The organism is Gaoshiqia hydrogeniformans (assembly GCF_049347105.1).
GTDB classification, from domain to species: Bacteria; Bacteroidota; Bacteroidia; order Bacteroidales; family Prolixibacteraceae; genus Gaoshiqia; species Gaoshiqia hydrogeniformans.
In genome coordinates, this window is the sequence record NZ_CP186334.1 from 3,871,472 (window position 1) to 3,897,046 (window position 25,575).

The window sequence follows — 25,575 nt, forward strand, 5'->3', positions numbered from 1 at the left end:
TCATGTTCGTGTTTTTCATTATTTCGTTTCTTACCAATATTTTAGGGCCACTGATCCCTGATATTATCAAGGATTTTTCCGTCAGCAAAGCGATGGCGGCCTTTTTGCCTTTTTCATTTTTTATTGCTTACGGTGTGTTCTCCATTCCCTCGGGGATTGCCATCGAAAAGTTCAGCGAGAAAAAGATGATGGCAGTGGCATTTGCTATTTCTTTTTTCGGTGGTTCCTTCGTTTCCGGTAGCGATGTTATCACTTTTTATGATCGGATCGGGAATGGCCATGCTGCAAGTGGCGATTAACCCGTTGTTGCGCGTTGCCGGCGGCGAAGAGCACTTTGCCTTTAACTCGGTGATGGCACAGCTTGCATTTGGACTGGCTTCTTTTCTTAGTCCGCAACTGTTTTCGTACCTAGTACTGAACCTGGAGCAATATTCAGAAACCGAAACCGCCAACCTGTTAATCCGGACACTCCACGGGCTTGTGCCTTCCGGCTTACCCTGGGTTTCGCTGTACTGGATTTTCGCGCTCATCTCGCTGATCATGGTCGTGCTGATGATGATGGTCAAACTCCCCGAAGTAAAACTTTCGGAAACAGAAAAAGCCGGGGCTTGGTCGAAGCATGTTGACTTATTCAAAAATAAAACAGTGATCCTCTTTTTTGTTGGCATACTGGCCTACGTGGGAACCGAACAGGGGGTTGCCAACTGGACCTCCCAGTTTTTATATGAGTATCATGGTTTCGACCCGCGCCGCGAAGGGGCCGATGCCATTTCGCTGTTCTGGGGATTACTGACCGTAGGCTGCATTTTAGGCCTGATTTTATTAAAGTTTCTGGACAGTAAACTGGTGTTGAAACTTTTCTCCGGCGCGGCAATCATTAGTCTGACTGCCGGACTTTTTGGGCCGGCCCGGGTTGCCTTGTGGGCATTCCCTGCCATTGGTTTTTTTGCATCGGTGATGTGGTCGGTCATCTTCTCGCTTGCCCTGAATTCAGTGAAAGAAAATCATGGCGCTTTCTCCGGGATCCTGTGCTCCGGTATTATTGGCGGCGCCATTGTTCCTTTAATCATCGGGGCGCTTGGCGATCTCATCGGACTTAGGGGTGGAATGACCTTTATTTACCTGACACTCGGGTTTATTTTTAGCATTGGTTTTTGGGCTAAACCATTGATTAATAATAAAACCGTTAGTTTGAAAAAAAATCAATAATTCTACGAAATTATGGCAACGCAATTGGCAATTTTGGGCGGAGTCCCAACGCATAATGCAAAAACAAACCCTTGGCCGCAATGGCCGGTTTGGGACGAAAAAGAAGAGACAGCTTTGATGGAGGTGCTGAATAGTGGTGTATGGTCGTACAACGGACCGAAAGAAACAGCATTTAATAAACAATTTGCTGAATACACAGGTACAAAATACGCCGTCAGTGCGGCCAACGGAACCGTTACCCTGCAAATGGCGCTGGAGGCTTGCGGTATCGGCATCGGCGACGAGGTCATCCTTCCGGGACTCACCTGGCAGGCAACCGCGGCAACCGTATTGGATGTGAATGCTGTTCCTGTTTTGGTTGATGTTTGCGAAGATACCTGGTGCATCGATCCGAAAGAAGTAGAGAAAGCGATTACGCCACGCACGAAGGCGATCATCCCCGTTCATCTTTACGGCAGTTTTGCCGATATGGACGAAATTTTACGGATTGCAAAAAAATACAAACTGTGGGTGATTGAAGACTGCGCCCATAAACACGGGGGCGAATGGAACGGCAAAAAAGCCGGCAGTATCGGCGATATTGGCAGTTTCAGCTACCAGTTGTCAAAACATTTGACCGCGGGCGAAGGCGGATCGCTGACCACCAACAACTTTGAACTTTACGAAAAGCTGGATGCTCTGCGTAACTGCGGCAGACGGCCCGAACCGGAAAGTTCGGCGAAGGCCGATAAAGGTGAAGGCGTTTATTTCGATGCCGGAAATTTTATTCAATCGGGAAATTACCGGATCACCGAATTTCAGGCTGCTATCCTGATGGAAGGTTTGAAACGATTGCCCGAACAGAACCGTCTGAGGGATGAAAATGGCATTTACCTGAATTCTCTGTTAGCCGGTATTCCGGGGGTGATGCCCATGCGACGGGATAAACGGGAGACAAAAGAAGCTTATTTCAATTTTGCATTCAGGTACAACAAAGACGAATTTAAGGGCTTGCCCGTCGAAAAGTTCAGGTCGGCGCTCACAGCCGAACTGGGCATTGAGGTAACAGCCAGTTATATTCCGTTGAATAAATGCTCGTTGTATGTACCATTGACAAAACCGGCGCGTCATAAGCTGAACGATGGCTATTGGGCGGCGATCGACCCTGCCCGGTTTAATTTGCCTGTCTGCGACAAAATCCATTTTGAAAGTTCGGCCTGCGTCCATCACAAAATACTGCTGGGGACAAAGGCCGATATGGATCTCATTGCGGCTGCAATCCGCAAAATCTATGACCATGCAGAGTTGCTGTTTTAAATTTTAAAATAAAGAATGCGATGGACGAGATTAATGTAGCGCTCATAGGAGCCGGTTATATTGCCAATTATCATGCCCGCGGGCTTCAGTCAATCCCCGGTGTGAAAATTGCAGCTGTGGTGGCAGTTCCCTTGCAGGCGGCTCAGGATTTTGCTGGCCGTTATGGCATTGCTGAGGCATTCGACAGCATTGATCCGATTGTCTCCCGACCCGACATCCATGCGGCGGTGATTGCAACACCCAATAAATTTCACACTCCTTATGCCATCGGGTTTCTGAGCCACGGGAAAGATGTATTTCTTGAAAAACCCATGGCCTTGAATGCCGAAGAAGGCCTGCAAATTAAAAAGGCTGCTGACGAAAATTGTCGTCTGGTAATGGTCGGGCACATGTGGCGCTTTGATACGGATGTCAATTTTGTTAAAAATGTTATTGAATCGGGCCGGTTGGGGAGGATTGTCAAAACGAAAGGATACGGAATACACGAGAGTTGGGGACCTGCCGGTTGGTTTACACAAAAAGAACTTGCCGGGGGCGGGGCGTTGGCCGACATGGGTGTTCACGCCATTGATACCGCCCGCTACCTGCTTGGCGACCCACTGCCAAAGAAGGTTTATGCGAAAATCGGTACGTTTTACGGCAACTACGATGTGGATGATTCGGGAGTGATCCTGATCTCGTGGGATAACGGAACTGAATCAATTATCGAATGCGGCTGGTGGCAACCCCACATGGATGGCCCCGAAGCGGCAACAGGCCTATACGGAACAGCAGGTTATGCCAATGTATTTCCAACTTATCTGAAATATAAGGTTGATGGGGTGTCGGGAAAATTCGACGCCAAATTTCCCGAAAAGAAAGAACACTGCGACCAGTCGATGTATACCCGGCAAATGGAACATTATGTCGATTGCATCCGGTCGCGGAAACAGCCGGTACCTGGTTTCGCTGAGGGACAAATAATCCTCGGAATTGTCGATGCTGCTTATCAGTCCTCTCAAACGGGAGAAGTGGTAAATTTGTAGAACCTGATTGAAATTTTTAATTCCTGAATATGCAGATACGACTGTTAATCTTGATATGCTTGCTATTTTCAGTCATCCATGGTTCGGTGCATGGGCAACGGGCAAACAAGGTGGTAAGAATCGGTTTGTGCACCGATGTCCACCTTCCAACCATGCATGACGCGGAGTTTCGGATAAACGCTTTTATGGATCACATGAAAGCTGAAAAACCCGACTTCATCATCGAACTGGGCGATTTTGCAGAAGCTTCCGAAAAATTTGTCAAATATTACGAACTCTGGAATACCTTTCCGGGGGATAAATATCATGTGATCGGGAATCATGAGATGGACGGCGGCCATTCGCGGGAAGAAGCCCTGGCTTACCGGAACATGAAAAATTCGTATTACTCATTCGACAAAAAAGGTTTTCATTTTATTGTTCTCGACGGGAACGACAAAAAGGATGAAAATGCCAAAGGCTATAAACAATACATGGGCCCAACGCAACTGGAATGGCTGCGGAACGACTTGTCGGAGACAAAATTTCCGGTCGTGATTTTTTCGCACCAGGGCCTTGTGGTTTATAAAGGTGTGGATGAAAATTACGGGGTTGAAAATGCAGCCGAGGTTCGCGAGATTATTGACAGACACAACCTGTCTCATCCCGATCAAAAGGTCATTGCCTGTTTTAATGGCCATACGCACTGGGATTACGCCGAAAAGATCAAGGATGTCTGGTATATCCATATCACCTCCATGTCATATCACTGGCTCGGGGTGGACTATGCCACCATCAGGTACAGCGGAGAGGTGGATAAAAATTTTAAGTGGATTAAATACACGGCGCCATTTAAAGACCCTCTGTTTACGATGATTGAAATTTCGGACAAAGGCGGGATTAAAATTGAAGGCAAAAAGTCGGAATGGGTTGGTCCGTCGCCTTTCGAAATTGGTTATCCGGAGGAGATGAAACGCTTTATGAGACCGGCGATTACCAAAAGAGCGTTGAAGTTTTAATAAACCGTTGAAAACTATCTTTTAAAAAATTGTAAACCTAACACGAAACCGATATGAAAACATTTTCGATTACCGTACTTACTGTTATGTTGTTTGCAACTGTTGCCCCCGCTTCGAAAAAAGAGAAAGTGGAATTCAGGAACGATGATCAGGGTAAAAAAGTAGAAGTTTTTGTTGGAGGCAAGCTGTTCACGGCCTACATTTATCCTGATGATATGGAAAAACAGGCGCTTTATCCGATCATGAGTGCTTCGGGTAAGTTTATTACCCGCGGTTACCCGATCAATCCCCGCCCGTTTGAACGCACCGACCATCCGCACCACGTGGGTTTGTGGCTTAACTTTGGAGATGTAAACGGCCTCGATTTTTGGAACAATTCCTTTGCTGTTAAGCTGGCCGACAAACCAAAATACGGCACGGTGAAATTCAAAAAGGTAGTTTTGCAGGACCCGAAGAAGGGTGAACTGGTTACCGGTTCCGACTGGGTTGATGTGAACGGAAACGTTTTGCTGAACGAAGAAACAACCTTTGTTTTTTCAGGAGCAGGAAATCTCCGTACCATTGAACGGATGACAAAACTGACTGCGGCGCGGGAGGTTACTTTTACTGAAAATAAAGAAGGCCTTCTTGGCCTTCGTCTTGACAGGGCTTTTGAGGAACCGGCGACAAAGCCGGAAAAATTTCTGGACGCCAACGGAATTGAAACGGACGTGCCGCTGTTGAATAACGATGGTGTGAACGGGGTTTACCGCAATGCCGAAGGCGCTCAGGGAGGAGAAGTATGGAGCAAGCGCAGTCCGTGGGTGGCTTTACGAGCTGTTAAAGACGGGGAACTGATCACAATCGTCATTCTTGATAACAAAAATAATCCGAATTATCCGGCCTGGTCTCATGCCCGCGGTTACGGATTGTTTGCTGCCAATAACCTGGGCGGCCGTGCTTTCGACAAAAACGCAACTCCTGTTAAAATTGAGCTGAAACCGGGTGAAAGTCTCGTGTTTAAACATAAGGTCCTGATTGGAGGTGATTTGTCGGATGCCGAAATTAACGATATGTCCATGACTTTTAAATAGCGTTGGTTCACGCCAGGCTATTCAGAACAAATTTGTATAAATCAAGTCAATAGTTCTGCGGGTTCGGAGAGTGCAGCTTAAAACGTTAACTTTCAACTAAAAAATACGAAACCAATAAATCTGAAACGATGGAGAACAAAGAGAATAATTCGAGAAGAACTTTCTTGAGACAAGCATCTGCCGGAGCTGTTTTGGCTGCTGTTACACCTGCTGCCCTTGCCGGCGAACAGGTAAAAAAGCCGGTCATTGTTCCCGCCGGCGCGAAAGGCGCCAACGACCGCATCCGTGTGGCTGTTTTGGGGATAAATGGTCGCGGAAAATCACACATTGAGGAGGTCATGGGTCTTGCCGAAAAGGCCAATGTGGAAGTCGCCGTTTTGTGCGACCCCGATATGGATATCCTTCAGGAACGTGCCAAAGCGTTTGAAAAAACCTACGGCAAAAAAGTCAAAATTGAACAGGACTTCAGGAAAACTTATGACGATAAAACCATCGATGCTGTAGCCCTGGCAACACCAAACCACTGGCATGCCCTGCAAACCATCTGGGCCTGTCAGGCAGGGAAAGACGTCTATGTTGAAAAACCGGCGACTCACAACATCTATGAAGGCCAAAAAATGATTGAAGCCGCTTATAAGTACAATCGTATTGTCCAGCATGGGGTCCAGTTGCGCAGTTCGCTTGCAATCCGCGAAGCCGTAAAGCACCTGGAAGACGGACTGATTGGGCGTGTTTACATGTCGCGCGGTTTGGTTTACCGCTGGCGCCCCGATATTGGGGACAAAGGTATTTCGCAAACCCCTCCCGGATTGGATTACGATTTGTGGTGCGGGCCGGCGCCGATGCGGCCCTTCAGTAAAAATCTGGTCCATTATAACTGGCATTGGCACTGGAACTATGGAAACGGCGATGTGGGCAACCAGGGAATTCACGAAACTGACCTTTGTATGTGGGGCCTTGGCGTAAACAGCTTGCCTGAACGGATCACCTCGATGGGCGGTAAATTTCTGTGGGACGACTGCAAAGAAGTGCCTGAAATTCAGACCTCAATTTATCATTATCCGAAACAAAAGAAAATCATCCAGTTTGAAGTACGCAACTGGTGCACCAACCTTGAAGACGGCGCGGGTGTAGGCAATATTTTCTATGGTGATAAAGGGTATATGGTCATAAAAGGCTATGGTTCTTATGAAACTTATTTAGGTGAAAAACGCGAAAAAGGGCCAAGTCGCTCGGAAGGCGGAGAATTAACTCTGCATTTTCAGAACTGGTTTGATGCCATCCGTGCCCGCGATATGAGTATTCAGAACGGACCAGTGCAAACCGGTCATTTATCTTCGTCGCTGGCTCATTTGGGAAATATTTCGTACCGTTTGGGCCGTCAGCTCGAATTTGATCCGGTGGCCGAACGTTTTATCGGCGAAGGCGAAAACGAAGCGAATTCGATGCTTAGCCGTGATTACCGTGCTCCTTATTTGTTGCCCGAAATCGTTTAACTGATTTCAACACGAACCGGCTTTTGTTTCAAAGCTGAACTGAAATTTGAAGGATTAAATAAACATCAACAAGCTTGCAAATTAAATTTCTAATGGGAATGTTAATCTTAGGATCCTGTGCTTTGCCGGAAATTCCGGTCAACGAGATCCGGATAACCTTTGACGGGGAGAAGAATCATGAGCTCGACAACAACGACAATTTTTCGCCCGACGGCAAGTGGCTGGTTTACGATACCCGCACCGAAACCGGCGGCATTGGCGGAAATCCTTCCATCGAACGGGTGAACATTGAAACCGGTGAAATCCAGGTTTTATACCATCTTGCTAACAACCACGACTATGGGCCGGGTGTTGGGGCGGTCAGTTATCATCCAGCAGAAAATAAAGTGATTTTTATTCATGGTTTACCTTCTTGTTCCGAAGAAAATTCCTATGAGCAGTGGCGCCGAACGGGTGTAATTGTTGATGTGGACCAGCCGAATGTGCCTATCAACATGGATTCAAGGGATCTGTCTTCCCCGTTTACGCCCGGCGCTTTGCGCGGCGGCACACACCGGCACGAATGGAGCCGCGATGGCAAATGGATTGGCTATACCTACAACGACGCCATCATGAAAAAACTGGAAGATTCGACGGGCATAAAATGGAACCTGAGAACGATCGGCGTATCTTGTCAAAATCATCCGGTACCGGTTGATGCTGACCCGGAAAACGTACAGGGTGGCTGGTACAGCGCGCTTGTTGTGCGGGTGGTTCCCGAACCCAGGCCCGGAAGCGACGAAATCAGTCACGCGGCTTCGGATAGTTGGGTCGGAGCAAGCGGTTATCAAAAAGCCGATGGAAACAGGCAGCTTGCCCGGGCGTTTATCGGAACAGTCCGGGATAAAAACGGGACGCCGGTCGACGAACTGTTTGTAGTTGATATTCCCGATTCAATTCATGTTCCCGGAGAGTTTGGACCTCTCGAAGGAACCGTAAACAGCTTTCCGATGCCTCCCAAAGGAACGGTTCAACGGAGGTTGACCTTTACTGCCGACAGCAAATTTCCCGGATGCGGGGGAGTGGCCCGTTCATCGGCCGATGGTAAGCAGATTGCTTATTTAGCCAAAGACCAAAACGGCGTTCAGCAGGTTTTTTTAATTTCCCCTTCAGGTGAAAATCCTGTTCAGTTAACAGTGCACCCATCGGATGTTCAAAGCGGGGTGAGGTGGAGCCCCGACAACCAAACGGTTATTTATGTTTGGGACAATAGCTTGGTGATCTGCGAAGTTTCAGGTCGTCCGTTCGAAAAGCGGTTCCGGAGGTTAACAGCCCCAACCGAAACGCCCCCTTCAAACTTGGTGTGGTCGAACGATGGGAAAACCATTGCATTTAACCGTCTGGTTGAAACAAAAGAGGGGAGAGCCCGTTCAAAACAGATATTTGTTGTCGGGGTGGATTGAAAAGTAGTTTAGCAGGTTTTTTCTGAAAAAATAAAAAAGATGAAACGATTTTTGAGAATAAGCGCGATCATTTTGCTGGCAGTAACAATTGTCTTTTTGGTACGTGCAGCCGTAAATTTAAAAGATCGTCACCCCGGTTATACGGCTGATCTGAAAATCATCAACGAAAGACCTGCAGCATTGCTTGCCGGATTTGCGGCAGTCCCGATCACCCCCGAAGTACCCGACCGGTGGACAGACCATAACGGCGATGCAAAATATCGTCCGAAAGACGGCGATACCTTTACCGATGGCAACGGGAACGGCGTTTTCGATCCGGTTTGGATTGCCGGATTCAGCAACAGCAAACCTGCCAACGGCATTCACGATGATACCTGGGCGCGTACCATGGTCATTGATGACGGCACGACCCGGCTGGCAATTGTGGCGCTTGATGCCATTGGTTTTATGCACGACGATGTGGTTGACGTACGGAAAATGCTCCCTGTTTCATTGGGAATTACCTACACCATCATTGCTTCGACACATACCCATGAAGGGCCCGACCTGATGGGCATCTGGGGCAAAAGTCTTTTTAAAAGCGGAGTCAATAGCGACTACATGGCCCATGTAAAAGCGCAGATCCTGAATTCGGTGATAACCGCAGTTGAAAATAGGCGGCCGGCTCGGTTCGAATTTTCGGAAGATGCAGAGGGTGCGGTTCCGTTGGTAAAAGATACCCGGACCCCTGAAATTTTTGACTCGGGCATGAGGATGATCCGCGCGGTGGAAAGGGAATCGGGTGAAACACTGGGAAGCCTCATTACCTGGGCCAACCACCCGGAAACGCTGTGGAGTAAAAACCTGCTGGTTTCTTCCGATTTTCCGCATTATGTGCGGGAGGGGGTTGAAAAAGGAGTATTTAATGGAGACAGCCTCGCCCAACAAGGGATTGGCGGCGTTGCCCTTTACCTGAATGGCGCACTGGGCGGGTTAATGTGCACCCATCCTACGCTGGCTGTTACAGATCCGTTTACCGGCGAAGAATTCCTGGAACCCTCGTTTGAAAAAGCCGAAGCGCAGGGCAAACAACTTTCGTTGCTGGCGCTGAATGCGATGGACAATCCGTCCACAGTTATAGATTCTGCCGCTATTTCATTGGTCGTGAGAAGTTTAAAATTGCCAATTAAAAACAACTTATTCAGGCTGGCAACGGCCTTGGGAGTAATGGATCGTGGCACTTCCGGCTGGATGAAAATGCGTTCCGAACTGGCGGTTTTCACCATCGGACCAGCTTCGTTTGTGACCATTCCCGGCGAAATTTATCCTGAAATCATTAATGGGGGCGTTGAAGCTCCCGAAGGCCGCGATTTTAATATCGGTCCGGTTGAGGTTCCACCAGTCAGAGAAATGATGCCCGGAACCCATCAGTTTGTATTTGGCCTTGCCAATGATGAAATCGGTTACATCATTCCCAAAAGCCAGTGGGATGTGAAAGCACCTTATACCTATGATCGAAAAAAATCGCCATATGGCGAAGAAAATTCTTTAGGGCCGGAAACCGCGCCGATTTTACACCGCCATTTGAGGGAGATGCTGAATGAATTGAAAGATTGAGGGTTGAATAATTAGAATGAAAGTGTGATGAAAATCAGATTTTTAAAAAGGCTTCTTTATTTTTTAGGCGGGGCATTTGTCCTTTTCTGTTTCCTGATGCTTATGCCAAGCTTATGGTCGGTCATTTATCCTGAAAAACCTCCGGTGGGTTATCATTTTGTAGCACTGGATTACCTGGCTGTCGGCGTCGGATTGGAAAGTCTGATTGACCGGGCTCCCGAAGTTCCCGCCAATATAGAAGAAATCAAAGATATTGAGTATAAAAACGTGAACGGCAAATCGCTGCAACTGGATTTGTACAAGCCGAAAAACCTTGATGGACCCGCACCATTACTGGTTTTTATACATGGCGGGGGATGGAAGGGAGGTAAGCGGTCGGATTACCTGGTTTACCTGCTCGCCTTTGCCCAAAAGGGATATATGACGGCAACCGTATCGTACCGGCTGGTGAAAGATGCCCCGTATCCGGCCTGTGTGGAGGATGTGACCGATGCTGTTCGCTGGCTTTTCTGTAATGGCGACACTTATGGCTACGACCCTGACCGGATCGCTTTGATCGGCGGTTCGGCAGGCGCCCACCTGGCTATGCTGGCGGCATATGGCTGGGAAGACGGACGGGTTTCCCCCGACAGCATTGATGCGAGCCAAAAGCGCCGCGTGAAAGCCGTGGTTGATATTTACGGGCCGGTTGACCTGACTACGCCCTACGCGCAGACACAGTCGCTGGTAACCAACTTTATCGTCCACTCTTTTCAGGAAAGGCCCGAATTGTACCGCGAAGCGTCCCCGATTCAGTATGTGAGCCGCGATGCCCCGCCAACGATGATCCTTCATGGAACCTCCGATACGCTGGTTCCGGTAAGCCAGTCCGACTTGTTAAAAGCCCGGCTCGATAGTCTGGACGTTCCCTGCCTGTATTACCGGCTGCCGCTTTGGCCGCACACGATGGACATTGTTAAACGGGTGAATGAGTTTTCACAGCAGAAAATGGACAAATTTTTCAAAGAATATCTGAACAAATAATCAAATAATATGGCAAAAATTGCTGCCATAGAGGTAAAAAAGAGGATATTCCTCGTTTAAATCAAAAGAATGACCGTAAACTACCGGCATAGCGGTAACTTGTAGTTGTTTCACTTCAAAACTTCTGCTGCCGGACTTTCTTCGATCAGTTTCAGGGCTTCCCGCGTAAGGATATCGCCGGTTTTTTCGCCAAGCGAGGTGCGGGTGATGTAATTGTACCGCTCAAAACTGTTGAAATCTTCTTTGGTCAGGATGTATCCGAACGCGTCGTTGGTAAGACCAAAGAGAAAAGGCTGATCCGTTTTCATCTTTCTTTTCAGATAAAAGCCGATGTTGGGCAACGCTTCCCCCGGAATGGTCATCACTTGTGCTCCTCCGATGTTCAGGAGGTTCAGCCGTGTTGCTACAGATGAAAAATCATGGTTTTTATCACTTTCTGATAAAAGGGGTGAATGTTTGAACATCAGCCGAACGGCTTCGGAATCGATTGGAAAACTGATCGTTTTCGAGGTACAATAAAGCACCGGATTTTCGATTGCTGTAACCGGTTCAATAATCCGTAAGGCTTCGTCGGCCATCAGGTTTCCAATCCGGATACATTCTTCCCAGTCGTTTGCCTCCCCGCCGTTTTCCCGCCGGTTGTCGGCCGTAACCATTCCTCCCTGGGCGCTGTTCATAAAAATCGCGATCCCGCCGGCTTTTGATTCCACGCGTTCGTAAAGAGGACCGCATAAGTCGGGGCTCATTATTTTTCGGGCGGTCCCCAGAATTTCGGGATGCGTGGCATAATTCACCAGCGTGGCAATGGTTTTACCTTTGTTTTCGCCTGAAGCAGCAATTAACTGGATTACACCCATCCGCGGGTCATACAGTTGAGGCGCGTAATAATTGTAGGCTATTTTCCCTTTTGCCTCGCCAACGGCCGTTTTTAGCAAGGCCGGTTCCAGCTTTTCAACCGCTTCGTTCACGGCATCAGCTAGTTGGATGACACACCAGTCGAGGTACTTCAGGTCAACCCCGGTATTGCCTTTTTCATCGGTAAAACCATACGCATCGGGACAACTATGGGCATGAGTGGCGCCGATCAGGATGTTTTCGGGAACAATGCCGTTGATCAGTTTTCGCGATCGTTCTGCCAGGTAAGCGGGCCAGCCCAGGTTGTCGATGCCGACCACGGCGATCCGGGTATCGCCTTTCTCCAGCACGAGCACACGGACGGTAAGCTCGCCTGTTTTGGTTGTCGGCATTACGGGAATTCCCATTCCCCCTGAAATTGGGATCAAATAGTCCGGGGTAATATTTCTCATAGCAGCCCCTGCTTTAAATGTTTGTGCAAAAATGTACTCCGGAAAAATTATCAGGATTACGAGGGCCAGTCTTAAAAAGATTGATTTCATCATGTAATGGATTTGGTTATTGATTTAATAAATGTAGATTGGATTTGAATAGAGCCAGGGAACATGGTTGTTCTTTAGCCGGATGTGTATCTCGATGCGGTAAGCGCCTTTTTCAGGCGTTTTTTGCCAACTGTACCGATAGTTGTCAGACGTTGAAATATCAATTGTTTTACCATTGTGTATCAAACGGAACTGCCCCGGGAAAGGAGAAACAGCATTCAGCGACTTTACCTGCACCGCCGGGATGGAGTCGCCTAAAATGGCTTGAATGCTGTCTTGTCCGTTCATCGCGTAAAAGAGAAAACCTTTGGCATCGGCAAGGCTTTTAAATGCGGTGTACAGGTGTCCTTTTTTCATGTGTTCGGACAATGACTGCAGCGAAAGCGAATCGGCGAAAACATAGTTGGTGATGTAGTTAAACCCGGAAGCATAGGTATCGATCATCCACTTCATCACCCATCCGTTTTCGTCAGGTTCGTTAAAAAGCCACCGGTTCCAGAAGTTTAGACGGAATGTATCAATTGGATTGGCGTTTGGGCCAAGCAGTTCAATCCGGTCATCCGCCATTTTTCTTGCGCGGATATTTTGGTTTTCATGGGTGTCAACGGCCGAAAAACCCACGATTTTTCTTACGGTGTTCAGCGAATCCCAAAGAGCAAGTATGGCTGTTTGTTCATCAAACAGTTCGCGCATAGCCCAATGCCGGTATTTCTTTCCGTTCACCAGAAAATTAAGGAGATGAGGCAATAACCTTTCATCTTTGGTGTCGGTATGGATGTTGTAAATTTCCATGCCCTGGTAATGCGGGTTGGCCCAGTTATGAGCTTCTTCGGTATGTGCATAAAAGAGTAGCCCGCCATTGGAAACAATGTTTTTGGCAATGGAATCTTTGTTTTCTTTCCAGTCAATAACAACCGAATCAAGCGGCCAGGCGGCAAAACCCTGTTTTTCGCTGCCCGGTTCAATCAGCACGCCATCGTAAAAACCCCGGTAGCCACGGGGAAAGGTGTCCAGGTTTCCGTGCGGATGATCGGTGAGAAAAATGAAGTCGATACCGTTTATTTTTGCAGCCGGAATCAGGTCGTGCAAGGTTCCTTCACTGTCGTGCGACCAAAAGCTGTGAGCGTGCATAACACCCCGGAATAGGTTAAGCGCTGTCAGCTCATCCGGTTGTACCCGCATTTTTTGAAATTCGGCGAGCTGTTTTTCGAGCCGGGGATAGCTAATCCAATGCCGCCACAGGGGTGGGACAAAAGCCAGGATAAGGGCCGACAGCAGAAAAGCAACAACAATAAGCAGCAGAAATTTGAACAATCGTTTTGCCATGACAAGGGGTTTATTCAATGATGTTGCGGTTTGGTCACAATTTGGGTGATGCGGTTGATCAGATTCATCGTGTAATCGCCCATGTACGGGCCAAACCAGCCCATGGTTTTTGGTTCATACTTATTAAGATAGAAATAGCGTCCGGGAATGATGTAACCCACGTAACTTCCGTTAAAACTGCTGACATTGGCCGTAAAACCTTTGGCGGCCAGTGTGTGTTTTAGCTGAAGGGCATATTCGCCGCTAAAGTCGGCTGGTGTGCTGATCCAAACCAGGTTTCCGATCCGGACAGCCTGCAAATAAACATTCCCGGGAACCGGCATCAACTTGTTGCTAAGAGAGGTTGACAGGTTTAATTTGTTTGTCAGCCGGATGTGATAGCGGGGAAGTTGCATTTTTAACGAGACGGAAGCAAGAGTAATCTGATCGGTGAGAGCTGCTTGCCGGAGGTGTATGTTCAGGCTGTCGGCCAGGGCTTCGCCGATCATCCGGGCTTTGTCGAATCCGTTACCTTCGCCAACCGGGCTTTGGCTTCCCATCGAGCCGGCAAAAAATAATGCCAGATCAGCCGTTGTTGCTTCCATTTTTCGTTGCCAATAGCCCGGATAATCGGCGCTGATTTCCATGTTTTCGGCGCCAAGGGTGGTTGCATGCGCCGAAAATGAGCCGATCACTGCTTTCCGGTGTCCAGCCTGTTCAACGACCAGGTAGGCAAAGTCATCATTCGTTGTTTCCAGGCCGCCGATCAGGCGGTTCCGGGTAAAAGCCCCGGCCTGAAAAGTCCCGCTGCCGATCGTAGCCGGCTTTAAATCGGCAACGGATGAAACGACTGCCTGCGAAATCTGTGAAACCAGCCATCTCTGAAGGTTTTTGTTTTCATTTCCGGCAAACTGCTTGCCGACATACCCCGGACCCCAGGCGCCAATACCGGAATGGGTATGTGTTGCCGAAAAAATTAATTGGCTGCGGCTGATGCCTTTTTTTGAAAGAAATGCACTTGCCGAGTCAATTACCGTTGGAGGCATAATCAACAGGTCGGCGCTGACAAAAACCAGGGTTTGCTGCCCCACGTTCAGGGCAACAGCCTTCACGAAAAGGCTATCGTGAACTCCGGTAGACGGGGCGCCTTTTCGGGCTCCGTAACCGGCAAGCGGAAGCTCAGCAAATTCTCCTTCCAAAGGATCATCCTGATCATGCTTCAGCGAAGGAGTGATGCTTATTTTTGCAAAACCCGCCTGTACGCGGTCGTTTACGGAGAATGTGCTTCGGTCCAGGTCATCAATAACCGCCAAACTATTTTTGAAGTATGCGCTTTCAAAATAGGCTGTGTGATCGACAAAGTCGGTAACGATGAAAAACAGAAGGGTGAGCAGGCCCAAAATAATACCTGTAACAAGGCTGAATTTCTTCATAAAACAAGCTTTTCCGAATCATTGATTTTTTAACAGCAGGTTTTTTTCGGTTGTCACAAACATCCGGGTGCTTTGGGTATAATCGCCGCCAAAAGGCGCCTGATACTCCAGGTCGACGTAAAATGCTTTATAGCCCGACGAGGGGTAGTCGATTTCGACAGTTATTTCTGCTTTTTCTGCTGCATCCAGGCTTTGTCCCGACCATTCCTCATCCCTGAAATCCTGGTCTTCCGACCCGGAGCTCCATAGAACAGCATTACGCAAAATTTCGGGTGTGGACTTGACAGTGAGAATAATTTTTCCGTTTTCTTCTGAAATAGAATAATCACAAACCGGATAGTTGCCATTGGTGATGGTAATACCAAAAAATGCGCTCAGTGTTGTAAAGGCTTTCTTTTTATCGCCCAGGTTATGAGCTGCATTGGGTGTATAGCAAATAAAGTTGTTCCCCGGAATGCTGTCGATGTAGTTTTTTACGGCGTCCACCGGCCAGTAAGGGTCGTTAGTCCCCATGAAGATCATCTTGGGCATGGTCAGTGATTTGCGGTACGAATACGGATCAATCATCGTTACCAGTTCGTTTCCGCCGGGAGAGGACAGTTGCTGCGCGATGCCGAGGTTTACATAGTCCTGAATTTCAATACTGTAATCGCCCCATACTTCTTTCTGGTAATCGACATTCACTGGCATGTTCAGCACGTCAATCACCATCGGGCCGATGGCTTTCACCCGTTTGTCGCTTGCTCCGGTGAGCCAGGTGGTCCAGCCCCGTTTTGATGCACCCGAAACAACAAAATAATTCACTTTTTTCTTCAGTTCCTTTTTGGAAAAGTGTTGGATTACATCCATTGCTCCGATGGCGCTTCTGGTCATCGGGAATAATAAAGGCCAGGTGTAGTCCTTATCATTCAGGTAATTATGCAGTGTGTATGAAATTAGAGCGTCTTCGGTAAGATTGTCGTATAAGGGTTGATTGGGCACCTGCCAGACAATGGCTACAATGGCTTTGTTTGTTTTGGCTACGTGGGAAAAGGCGCTTACCAGGTCGTCTGTCCATTGATGAGTCGATGGCTGTCCGTCGGTTACCCGGCCTCCGGTGATGAACAATAAGGCATCGTTATATTCCACGATGTCAGGAACCAAAATCATCATCTCATGGATCCAGTCGATACCTCTCCATTGCTGTGACGTGAAGATGGTGCGGTAGAGGTTTATACCGTCGATATTGGTCTGATCCTGAATTTCCCATTTGAGCGTTTTGTCGGCCTGTTGCAGATACGACCGAAGCGCTGTTTCGGGAGTTACAGGTTTGTTTTCGCCGGCGACTACGGTTGTGAACGAATAAAAAAGGATCAGAAATCCTAAAAATAGCTGTTTCATTTTTAAAGTTTAGTCATTAAGCTGGTGTAAATACATAAAAATAAGCAGGCTATACAGGAATCTGCCTGCTTATTTTTTAGTAGAAAACAATTAATAGGGTTTTCCTGTACCCTGAAGCAACCATGTCCGGGACCAGGCGCTGTTGTTGCTCACATCACTGCCTTTGTATTGGGATGGTTCCAACCTTTGTATAGCTGCTTCGGCATTTACCGTATTTTTGGATATCTCATTTGTAAAGTGATAGTAAAAACGAATTGGTAATGCGGTTCTTTTGGCCGATTCGCCGGTCTGCAGAGCCGGGAACCCGGTGCGTCGGTAATCAAACCAGGATTCAGCTGCGGCTGTCCAACTCGCAATCCATTTTTGGAGGATGATGCTCTCGAGACCCGAATAGGGGGCTCCGCCAATGTACCCGCTGAAGCTTGAGCCAACTCCCCAGGCATTAAATGATTGTTGAATTCCTGCAGCATAATGGTCTTCAGGAGTTCCGGGGGCCCAGTTGTACAAAGCGGCTTCGGCCAGTATCAGATGAACTTCGGCGGCCGACATAAGCCTCATCAACAATTGCGAACCGCTGCTTTGTTTATACATATCTTTGAGATGGGAAGCGTGGGGGTTGAATACCCCCTGGTCCAGATTCGGGTTCAGGTTATATTGTGAGGCCGCAAAAACAGAAGGCGGAATGCCCACATATTCCTGGTCAAAATCAATATCGACACCCCAGGCCTCTTTATAGGCGTCAACAATGTCCTGCGAAATTTCCCGCTTACCGTCCACAATGCGGTCAACATTGGTGCCGGATACCAATACCAAAGGGATGCTGATTTTATTTGCCCAAACACCCAGCCTCGGATCATTTAATTGCTGAAGGGCATCCACAAGCGTCGCACATAATTTTACCCTCATGTAGTTTCCGCTTGGGTCGGGATTGAAAGCCATCGTGCTTGGCCAGGAATTGGCTGCTGAATTTCCGGGATAACCAACGTTTGCATCGTCGGATGCTTGAGTGATCACCGGATACTTCCCGGGATCGGAGGTAATTTTTTTGATACCTTGTTCAGCGATGCCCGGTTCTTTTGCCGATAACCTCATGTAGTACCGGAGAGCCAGTGAATTGGCCAGCTTTCTCCATTTTAACACGTCGCCGTGGTAGAGCACGTCTTGTGTTGAAGATATATTTTGATACTCGCCGGCGCTTTTTGACAAAAGCGTATTCGCCGTTTCCAGGTCGGCAAGAATTCCCGTGTATATATCTTTCTGAAGATCGAATGCCGGTTTATAAAATTCGGAACCCTGTTCCGCTTTGAGGGCATCTGTATAAGGGGCATCGCCCCAAAGGTCTGCAATTAAACCAAAGGTATAGGCCTTGAGGATCAACGCAACAGCCTGGTGAAATTCGAATCCGCCCTGAACAGCTTTTTTGTGAAGCTCGTCGGCATTTCTTAAAATGCCGTAATACCCGCCCCAACTGTGGCTTTCGTTATCCCAGTCATAATCGTTATGCCCGCCCGACCATCCGTCGTGTTGGGTATGTTGCATCACCCCGGCAATGTTGCCGAAGCCTAAACTGACGACCGTTTGACCCAGATTGGTGATAATCGTAGGCATCAGCAAGTTCAGGTCGGCGATTTCCGGATCGACATCATTCGGGTTAATATTTAATTCGTCCAGGTCTTTACACGAAATAACCAAAGCCAGGACGAGGGCTAAAGCCATGATAAAGCTATTTTTTATTTTGCGCATGATTCCAGATTTAGTTTGTTAAAAAGTAAAGCTTAGTTTAAATCCAACGGGTACCACCCAAGGTTCGGCATTGTACCGTTCAACACCGTGGAGAAATTTGCCGCTTCCCTCTGCCTGATAGGCTCTTTCCGGATCGACTCTCAAATCAGCATCTTTTGCCCATAGCATGATGTTTCGGCTGTAGACCGAGAAATTCACATCTGTCATTTTTATTTTTTGAGCGATTTTATCCGGTAGCCGATAACTCAGGGAGATTTCCCTTAGTTTTATATAATCGGCATCAAACAGGTTGGCCTGGCCAATATCCCAGGGATAACTGACAACATAAGGCAGAAATACGGTCCCGACATTCCCCAGATTTTCTTTTTCGAGGACAAACTTACCATTTTCGTCATGATGGCCCATCACACCCGGGGCAAAGGTGCCGTCGTAAACGGTCACGCCGCTGAAATTTTCAGGGAAACCGCCAAAATCGGGGGTCGGACCGCCAACAGGCCGTAAGCGGTCACTTAATAATAATTTGTCTTCGTTGGCGACCACCCAATCGCGAAGCGCCTGGCTGGCTGCGCCGCCCAATTCTCCCGGATGTACCAGTTCATTGAGCCAGGTTTGCGTATGCACCGATTCGGATAAGTACCGGTAGGTTTGCGATACATACTGCCCTCCGCATCGCCAGTCGAAGGTCATGTTGAGCGTGAAATTTTTATAGGAAAGAGAAGATTGCATGCCGAGGATAAAATCCGGGTTGTAATTGCCAACCTTCGAATAGCTTTCTTCGCCTTCCCATTCCGCATCAAGTCCGCTGCCAAGCACCGGGTATCCGTAATAGATCGAGGTCGGATCAGTTACCCGTTTCACCTTACGGGAATACAGGTTGCCGATCCGTCCGTCGTGACCTTCATCTTTGTTTTTGGCATAACCGATGTTTTTCACCCTTGCCTGGTCCCAAAAATCAATAAAATCAACATCATCTGCCAATTTGAGTATCCGGGTGTCATTTTTTGTGAAGTTAACATTCACATCCCAGGTCCAGTTCTGCGTTTTAACAGGTACAGCTCCCACTAAAAATTCAACGCCTTTGCTTTGGAGCAGCCCCGCGTTGATGACAATGGTGCTAAAACCGGTTGATCCGGCTAAGGGAATATTTGGCAGGATTTGATTTTTATTGTCCGATTTATAATAGGTGCCGTCGAACCGTAAGCGGTTTGAAAGCAGCCGGATATCGGCTCCGATTTCATAGGATGTGGCTATCTCCGGTTTCAGGTTAGGGCTTAATAAGCCGCCCGGCTTGGTCAGTTGGATGGCATCTCCCCATTGCCCTGCATTCCCGTATGTTGCATAAAGCCGGTAAGGGTCGGTATCGTTACCTACCTGGGCCCATCCGCCTCTTATTTTAAACATGTTAACCGATTGGCCCAGGTTTATGATTTCGTCTACCATTACGCTCAGCGAGGCTGACGGATAAAAGTAGGAACGGTTTTCCGAAGGGAGAGTACTTGCCCAGTCATTTCGTGCCGTCAGGTCGAGGTACAGGGTTTCTTTCCAGGCCAGGTTGGCCAGTGCATAAATACTGTTTATGCCTCTTTGGCTTCTTGAATTACTGTAGTTCAATGCTCCCGAGCTAATATTCTGGATGGTGAATAAGTTTGGCACGGTTAAGCCGGCTCCCGGTTTCGATGAATTACTGGTGCCCGAAGATTTGGCGTATAAAACGTTTCCTCCGGCAGAGAGGGTCAGTGCGAAATCTTTCCAGCTGTTATTGGTGTAAGTAAGCAAGGCATCCGTATTTCGTTCGAGCCTGTTGCTGTTTGAAATTCCGTAAGCTCCGTTATTGGGTTCCTGACTGTAACCGGGAGCAATTTTTGTTTCACGCACTTCGTCTGTTTTATCCAGGGCATAGCGCAGCATGAGGCTGAATGCGGGAGAGATTTGCCAGTTTGCTACCAGATTGCCAAACAGCCGGTACCTGTTAAAGCTGTTGTTCACGTCGTAAGCCAAATAATATGGGTTTTCGTGATTTCCGGATACCCGTTTGATATTGTTGCCCGAACCATAATCTTTCAGTTTCCGGATATCAATATTGGTTGGGTGGTTATAGGCCCATTGCATGGGGTTTGTCCCCCTGTTTGATGACGGCCTGTTGTCGGCCCAGTTGTTGATAAAGGTCAGATCGGTGCTGACCGAGAGTTTCTTGTTTACCTTTGAAGAGGCTGCCAGGGATAAACTGTTTTTATTTAGGTCCGAATTGGGGATTAATCCGCTGTGGGTCATGTTGGATAATCCAAAGCGATAATTTACAGCGTTGTTTGATCCTGAAACTGATACCCCGTTGGTGGTGGTAACGGCAAAATCGTGAATGAAATTTTTAACGTTATTGGGGTACGACACGACTTCTGTTGGCACAGGGACGCCATTGGCATCCAACGGAGCATCCCACTGTACGGCCCAGTAGCCTTTATCATTTTCCGGACCGGCGCCGGTGCCGTCGCCCGGGCTAATGGTGGGTAATATGCCTCCTCCGACATTTTCGGGCCTGAACGAGAAAAAGCCCGTTGAGAAGCGCGTTTGTACGTTCAGAAAGCGGGCAGGGATATCCAGTACGGTATTGGATGTCACGGTTACTTTCATCTTTTCCTGATCTTTTGCTTTCTTGGTGGTAATCAACACAACACCGTTTCCGGCACGGGTGCCGTATAGCGCGGCCGCGCTCGGACCTTTCAGGATAGATACGCTTTCGATGTTTTCCGGATCCAAATCGGAGATCGCGTTGCCATAGTCGACCCGGTTATCGCTACCGAATCCCCCGACATTATTAACCGAGTTTGATAGGGGCACACCGTCAACAACAAAAAGCGGTTGATTGTCTGTGCTTAAGGATGTCGCTCCCCGGATTTCCATACTGACGGTAGAACCCGTTCCTCCGGTTGAATTGATGGTGACACCGGCAACCTTTCCTGCCATCGAATTCAATACATTCTCACGCGCCACCCGTGATAAATCTTCGCCGTCAATTTTTCCGACGGAGAAACCCAGCGATTTTTCCTCGCGTTTGATCCCCAGGGCGGTAACAACCACTTCTCCAAGCGCCTCGATGCGTTCCTCCATGACAATATTAATCACAGTCCGTCCCTGTACGGCAATTTCCTGGGGCACAAAACCGATAAATGAAAACAGGAGGCTTTCATCGGCCGGAACATCAATGTTGTATTTACCATCCGTGTTGGTAATGGTTCCGGAGCCGGTTCCCTTCACAACAATACTAACACCAGGGAGCGCTATCCCGGTTGAAGCAGAAGTAACCGTTCCGGTTACTTTTAAAGTTGCCTGTTCTGCCTGTATCGGGCCGGAAGCCGGCGTGGCCAAAACAGCCCCGTCCGAAAATACCAGTGCAAGGGTCAATAGGATCAAGGGAAACAGATGCCCTTTAATATTTTGGAATGAATATTTCAGTTTCATATGAATCAATTTGGGTTAGTTTTATCGGACAGCTTCGAAACTAAGGATGAGGGCATGGGTGTTTATGCCAATAATCTGGGCGGGATCTGCGCCTGCTGCCATAAACATAATTAATTGCATGCGCGAGTCGGAAATGGACTTTATGATCACTTTGCGCTGAAAATCACGGAACCCGATAAACTCTGTGCCCGAAAAATCAAGTGTCATTACGTTGTTGAAAGTAATTGAATAGGTGGGGGGGGCATAAACAGAAGACACCGTGAAGTTTTCATTTTCAGTAAAAGTAAACGTAGCCCCGGTTTGGGGTGTGTATTTGGCAATACACAGTCCGTAGAATTCTTCAATAATATCACCGAGTGACATTCCTAATCCCAGGTAAGATTGGATTTCAGCAGCGGTTGGCTTTACTAAGTTTCCTAACATAGTAGCTGCATTGCCACCTGCAACCGCTGCAAATTGATAAACGAAACCACTAAAAGCCCCGCCATCGGCTTTAACATCATGAACATACTTGCCGTCATAATAAAAGGTATAGGTGTCATCATAAATAGCGCCCATGCCGAATTCTGTGCTGAAGATTCCGGCCGGAAGCGGCCTGGGGGTACCCGAAACCGTAGTAAAATTAGCATTGGCATTGGCAAAATAATCACCTCCTGTAGGATGGTCGCCGGTTAATTTCCAGGTTTTTCCCTGATACCCCTGCGCAGTGTGGTCGCCGGTAAGCATGGCATAGGGCGTAAGCGCTACGGCCACTGTAACCGATTTGGTAACCGAATTACCGTCCTGATCTTTAGCGGTTAAGCTGACCAGGTAATAACCGCCTTCCTCATAAACATGTACCGGGTCCTTTTCGGTACTGGTGGTTTCGTCGCCAAAATCCCACGACCAGCTAACGGCGCTGTGGGTCAGTGCGGTAAAAGCCACTTGTTTGTCCTGAACACTGTGGAAAATCAAGGCCGACAACGGCCATGTGGGCCGGTCGTTGTCTTCTGTACACGACTGAAACAGCACGATTCCGGTCATCAATACAAAAAAGGTGAAATGTAATCGTTTTTTCATAGTTCAGAGCTTTGGTTAAATTTAATATCCTGTTGATCTGCCATTTTAAATCTCTTTATTCCAAGAGATATTTTCAGATTCCGGTTTTTAGATGTTCGTCGCAGGGGTGGGGAGTGTCTCAACTTTTATTTTACGAATGGTCGATTAAAAACATTACATGTAAAATACGAAATGCGGGGTGATTAGTTCTATTCTAAATTAATGATATTGATACAGAAATGCTTATGGAATATTCGTGAAAACTGAATATATCTTCACTTCCAACGGCCCTTTATGTCGTTATTGTTGTTGAAGCATTTCAATACATTTGTTGTAAAAACTCAGTTCGGCAATTTTTAATGCTCCGTACGTTGTCGTTTTTTATCGGGCTTGTCCGGTTAATTTGAGCTGGATTTGGCGTTAAATTTTTCCATGACCTCTCTCCATGTCGTTAGTAGGATGCCATTATACCGGAAATAATTGACCACCACCGGGTCGGCAAACAGTTGGGCCTCCCAAGCCCGTTGCTGCCACGATCCGGTGATCGATTTCAGTTTGTCGGTTTCAACCGAAGGATGAAAAATAATTTCGGTGAGCCCCTCATTCAGCGAGTTGACCAGGGCCAGAAAATTGGCCCTCTTCAGCTCATACGTTTTTCCGTCGGGCACACTGGTGAAATTATCGAGCTTTGGAAGTTGATAGGCGTTGATCATGCCGATCACTTCCTCGTTTACCGGGTAACCAACATCGCGGTACTTTTGGGCGACTTCCGGATTCGACAAGTCAATGGCGTTGGCGGGAATGCGGTAAGCTTCGGCTGTTTTCAGAAAAACTTCGACAAATGCGGGCGATCCGTACAGGGTCCCCATGTGGGTGTCAATATGGGTCGGGTTGAGCCCCAGGGCCAGCATGCGGTCAATTTGCGCACGTATTTCAATTTCGACTTCACGGGGAGAGGCATTTATGACCACTTCCTGCACGCTTCGGTACATTTTCCCTTCAGGATCAATTAGCCCAGGTACTTTTCCCGGATCGGTAAGCGTTGGCCAACGGTACGATTTCCATTCGCTGGTCAGCGTAAGATGGACGCCGATGTCGGCTCCCGGATGTTTTTTTGCCCATTCAACAAAGTCGTTTGCACTGGGGCAGGGCATCATCACCGCCCCTGAACTGACATAGCCGTTTTCGATGTAGTATTCGCCTGCCTGGTTGGCTTCGGGGCACATGCCTAAGTCGTCCATATGCAGCAATAAGATCTTTCTTCCTTTTGGGAAGCCCAGTTTTTCGGCATTGGTTATCCCGCCGGGGTTCTCTTTTATCCAATTCGGCGCGAAGGCAACGTGTTTGATCGTTTTGCCCGTTTTCAAATGAGAAGAGTAAGAAATATGGACCAAGCCATCTTTTGTCTGAATCGCCGTGGGGTACGAAAATCCGCCGTCGGGATTGTTTTCCAGGTGTTTTGTCCATTTCCATGTTTCGCCTTCATCGTCCGAGAGGCTCACGGCCAGCCGGTGACGGCCATTTTCCAGGTCGTTGTAAACCATCAGCAGGTTCCCGTCGTTCAGCGTAATGGCGTCAATACTCGCCCCGGGATTCGGGAGCGGGGTTTTCTGCGCCGCACTCCAGTTTATTCCTTCATCGGCGGATTCACTTACCATGATCCTTCCGGGCGAGTCGCCGTTGTCGCGCATGAAGGCGAGCAGCAAGCCGTCTTTTTTGCGAATAATGGCGGGCTGGATGTTTCCGCGCCCTACAATCGGCAGAGACGGTTTCCAGCTGTCGCCGTGATCATCCGAAACAGCCACCAGCGAAAGGTTGTAACCATCCGAATACAAGGGCAACAGGATTCTTCCCGAGGGTAAAATCAACGGTTTAATCCGCGGCATCCAGCCTGTTTCCCGTTTCAAAGGGTTGCCGGCCGCTTCCACGATCTGTTTTTCGTATTGGGGTGCGTAGGCTGCCCAGGCAAGTTCGGGCGTTTTTGCTTCTTTAAATTTTTCTTCCAGGGTATTAGCAAAGGCTTCACCGGGTTTCAGCAAAATAACATCCTGCCATTCCCACCTGGGTGGCCCGTCATTCAGGTAATCCGACGAAATCCTGGTTTTCAGAAGGCTGTTTTCCCACTGGTTGGCCACAACCACCACCCAAACCAGGTGCAAGCGGCCCTTCCCGTCAATAAACAACGTTGGGTTGCAATCCGGATGATCAGGTGTATCGGCCAGTATAAAGGGTTGACTCCACATTTGCATGCCTTTCTTCAAACGGGCGCCTTTAATGACAACATCGTTGGCAGTACGTTCTCCGGAACCTTCGAACCAGCAACTGAGCAGGTCGCCGTTTGAAAGCTCCACGATGGCGCTGCTGTGTACATGTTTATTTTGTTCAGGGAAAATAACTTTGGATTGAAAAACTGGTTTTGAACCGGTTTCCGGCGGCATTTTTGCCGGTGCAAAGAGAAAATGAATGGAGAAAATGGCTGTCAGACAGGTTGTTTTGAGAATTTTGCCAAACCAAAGGGGTGAAAAGCATTGCAACGAATTGTTTTTCATAGGTTATAAGTTATTAGGTTGATTCTCTTTTATTCCATATAAACAAAGGAACGATTTTGAAGGTTTTATTACATATCGTTTTTTAATCAGGTTACATGGTTTTTTAACCCGGCTAG

Annotated in this window: 16 protein-coding genes and 1 pseudogene; 9 read left to right on the forward strand and 8 right to left on the reverse strand. The window is 48.0% G+C overall.

What is annotated here, in order from left to right; all coding sequences use genetic code 11:
• Positions 1-2: 2 nt before the first annotated feature.
• The 9 genes and pseudogenes from ACOIT5_RS15370 to ACOIT5_RS15410 all read left to right on the forward strand — a co-directional run bounded on the left by ACOIT5_RS15370 (position 3) and on the right by ACOIT5_RS15410 (position 11,158).
• Positions 3-1,209 (forward strand): annotated as a pseudogene (locus tag ACOIT5_RS15370) (MFS transporter).
• A 12-nt stretch (positions 1,210-1,221) separates the two neighbouring features.
• A complete protein-coding gene (locus tag ACOIT5_RS15375; RefSeq protein WP_423127041.1) occupies positions 1,222-2,505 on the forward strand; it encodes a DegT/DnrJ/EryC1/StrS family aminotransferase in 1,284 nt (427 codons plus the stop codon).
• Between the two features lie 20 nt (positions 2,506-2,525).
• Positions 2,526-3,530: a Gfo/Idh/MocA family protein gene (locus ACOIT5_RS15380; RefSeq protein WP_423127042.1), complete on the forward strand. Its 1,005-nt coding sequence runs from the start codon at positions 2,526-2,528 to the stop codon at positions 3,528-3,530.
• A gap of 29 nt (positions 3,531-3,559) precedes the next feature.
• Positions 3,560-4,528 carry a metallophosphoesterase family protein gene (locus tag ACOIT5_RS15385; RefSeq protein WP_423127043.1) on the forward strand — a complete coding sequence of 323 codons (969 nt, stop codon included), beginning with the start codon at positions 3,560-3,562 and terminating at the stop codon, positions 4,526-4,528.
• Between the two features lie 53 nt (positions 4,529-4,581).
• Positions 4,582-5,601 carry a PmoA family protein gene (locus ACOIT5_RS15390; protein WP_423127044.1) on the forward strand — a complete coding sequence of 340 codons (1,020 nt, stop codon included), beginning with the start codon at positions 4,582-4,584 and terminating at the stop codon, positions 5,599-5,601.
• Positions 5,602-5,729: 128 nt separating this feature from the next.
• The gene (locus tag ACOIT5_RS15395; RefSeq protein ID WP_423127045.1) at positions 5,730-7,097 is read left to right on the forward strand and encodes a Gfo/Idh/MocA family protein; all 1,368 of its coding nucleotides are present in this window, start codon (positions 5,730-5,732) and stop codon (positions 7,095-7,097) included.
• Between the two features lie 98 nt (positions 7,098-7,195).
• Entirely contained in the window at positions 7,196-8,539 is a 1,344-nt protein-coding gene (locus tag ACOIT5_RS15400) for a DUF3748 domain-containing protein (protein WP_423127046.1), read from the forward strand.
• A gap of 39 nt (positions 8,540-8,578) precedes the next feature.
• Entirely contained in the window at positions 8,579-10,135 is a 1,557-nt protein-coding gene (locus ACOIT5_RS15405) for a hypothetical protein (protein ID WP_423127047.1), read from the forward strand.
• Positions 10,136-10,162: 27 nt separating this feature from the next.
• Positions 10,163-11,158 carry an alpha/beta hydrolase fold domain-containing protein gene (locus ACOIT5_RS15410; RefSeq protein WP_423127048.1) on the forward strand — a complete coding sequence of 332 codons (996 nt, stop codon included), beginning with the start codon at positions 10,163-10,165 and terminating at the stop codon, positions 11,156-11,158.
• A gap of 110 nt (positions 11,159-11,268) precedes the next feature.
• On the opposite strand, the gene ACOIT5_RS15415 is transcribed toward ACOIT5_RS15410, so the two are convergent.
• From ACOIT5_RS15415 to ACOIT5_RS15450, 8 genes are all read right to left on the reverse strand, one after another.
• The gene (locus tag ACOIT5_RS15415; protein ID WP_423127049.1) at positions 11,269-12,465 is read right to left on the reverse strand and encodes a hypothetical protein; all 1,197 of its coding nucleotides are present in this window, start codon (positions 12,463-12,465) and stop codon (positions 11,269-11,271) included.
• 114 nt (positions 12,466-12,579) lie between these two features.
• On the reverse strand, positions 12,580-13,881 hold the full coding sequence (locus ACOIT5_RS15420) for a hypothetical protein (protein WP_423127050.1): 1,302 nt from the start codon (positions 13,879-13,881) through the stop codon (positions 12,580-12,582).
• A gap of 14 nt (positions 13,882-13,895) precedes the next feature.
• Positions 13,896-15,293, reverse strand: coding sequence for a neutral/alkaline non-lysosomal ceramidase N-terminal domain-containing protein (locus ACOIT5_RS15425; protein WP_423127051.1), 1,398 nt, complete (start codon positions 15,291-15,293; stop codon positions 13,896-13,898).
• 18 nt (positions 15,294-15,311) lie between these two features.
• Positions 15,312-16,673 carry a PhoPQ-activated pathogenicity-related family protein gene (locus ACOIT5_RS15430; RefSeq protein WP_423127052.1) on the reverse strand — a complete coding sequence of 454 codons (1,362 nt, stop codon included), beginning with the start codon at positions 16,671-16,673 and terminating at the stop codon, positions 15,312-15,314.
• A 90-nt stretch (positions 16,674-16,763) separates the two neighbouring features.
• Positions 16,764-18,416 carry a SusD/RagB family nutrient-binding outer membrane lipoprotein gene (locus ACOIT5_RS15435; RefSeq protein ID WP_423127053.1) on the reverse strand — a complete coding sequence of 551 codons (1,653 nt, stop codon included), beginning with the start codon at positions 18,414-18,416 and terminating at the stop codon, positions 16,764-16,766.
• A gap of 18 nt (positions 18,417-18,434) precedes the next feature.
• Entirely contained in the window at positions 18,435-21,872 is a 3,438-nt protein-coding gene (locus ACOIT5_RS15440) for a SusC/RagA family TonB-linked outer membrane protein (RefSeq protein ID WP_423127054.1), read from the reverse strand.
• 21 nt (positions 21,873-21,893) lie between these two features.
• Positions 21,894-22,931, reverse strand: coding sequence for a PKD domain-containing protein (locus ACOIT5_RS15445; RefSeq protein WP_423127055.1), 1,038 nt, complete (start codon positions 22,929-22,931; stop codon positions 21,894-21,896).
• A 377-nt stretch (positions 22,932-23,308) separates the two neighbouring features.
• Positions 23,309-25,459 (reverse strand): exo-alpha-sialidase, encoded by a 2,151-nt coding sequence (locus tag ACOIT5_RS15450; RefSeq protein ID WP_423127056.1) that lies wholly within the window; start codon positions 25,457-25,459, stop codon positions 23,309-23,311.
• Positions 25,460-25,575 lie beyond the last annotated feature (116 nt).

What these genes read in the sequence shown, in the direction of transcription:
- ACOIT5_RS15450 (WP_423127056.1), bottom strand. Translation starts at nt 25,459, where the DNA reads ATGAAAAACAATTCGTTGCAATGCTTTTCACCCCTTTGGTTTGGCAAA.
- ACOIT5_RS15430 (WP_423127052.1), bottom strand. Translation starts at nt 16,673, where the DNA reads ATGAAACAGCTATTTTTAGGATTTCTGATCCTTTTTTATTCGTTCACA.
- ACOIT5_RS15445 (WP_423127055.1), bottom strand. Translation starts at nt 22,931, where the DNA reads ATGAAAAAACGATTACATTTCACCTTTTTTGTATTGATGACCGGAATC.
- ACOIT5_RS15375 (WP_423127041.1), top strand. Translation starts at nt 1,222, where the DNA reads ATGGCAACGCAATTGGCAATTTTGGGCGGAGTCCCAACGCATAATGCA.
- ACOIT5_RS15385 (WP_423127043.1), top strand. Translation starts at nt 3,560, where the DNA reads ATGCAGATACGACTGTTAATCTTGATATGCTTGCTATTTTCAGTCATC.
- ACOIT5_RS15425 (WP_423127051.1), bottom strand. Translation starts at nt 15,293, where the DNA reads ATGAAGAAATTCAGCCTTGTTACAGGTATTATTTTGGGCCTGCTCACC.
- ACOIT5_RS15390 (WP_423127044.1), top strand. Translation starts at nt 4,582, where the DNA reads ATGAAAACATTTTCGATTACCGTACTTACTGTTATGTTGTTTGCAACT.
- ACOIT5_RS15435 (WP_423127053.1), bottom strand. Translation starts at nt 18,416, where the DNA reads ATGCGCAAAATAAAAAATAGCTTTATCATGGCTTTAGCCCTCGTCCTG.
- ACOIT5_RS15440 (WP_423127054.1), bottom strand. Translation starts at nt 21,872, where the DNA reads ATGAAACTGAAATATTCATTCCAAAATATTAAAGGGCATCTGTTTCCC.
- ACOIT5_RS15415 (WP_423127049.1), bottom strand. Translation starts at nt 12,465, where the DNA reads ATGAGAAATATTACCCCGGACTATTTGATCCCAATTTCAGGGGGAATG.
- ACOIT5_RS15420 (WP_423127050.1), bottom strand. Translation starts at nt 13,881, where the DNA reads ATGGCAAAACGATTGTTCAAATTTCTGCTGCTTATTGTTGTTGCTTTT.
- ACOIT5_RS15410 (WP_423127048.1), top strand. Translation starts at nt 10,163, where the DNA reads ATGAAAATCAGATTTTTAAAAAGGCTTCTTTATTTTTTAGGCGGGGCA.
- ACOIT5_RS15405 (WP_423127047.1), top strand. Translation starts at nt 8,579, where the DNA reads ATGAAACGATTTTTGAGAATAAGCGCGATCATTTTGCTGGCAGTAACA.
- ACOIT5_RS15400 (WP_423127046.1), top strand. Translation starts at nt 7,196, where the DNA reads ATGTTAATCTTAGGATCCTGTGCTTTGCCGGAAATTCCGGTCAACGAG.
- ACOIT5_RS15380 (WP_423127042.1), top strand. Translation starts at nt 2,526, where the DNA reads ATGGACGAGATTAATGTAGCGCTCATAGGAGCCGGTTATATTGCCAAT.
- ACOIT5_RS15395 (WP_423127045.1), top strand. Translation starts at nt 5,730, where the DNA reads ATGGAGAACAAAGAGAATAATTCGAGAAGAACTTTCTTGAGACAAGCA.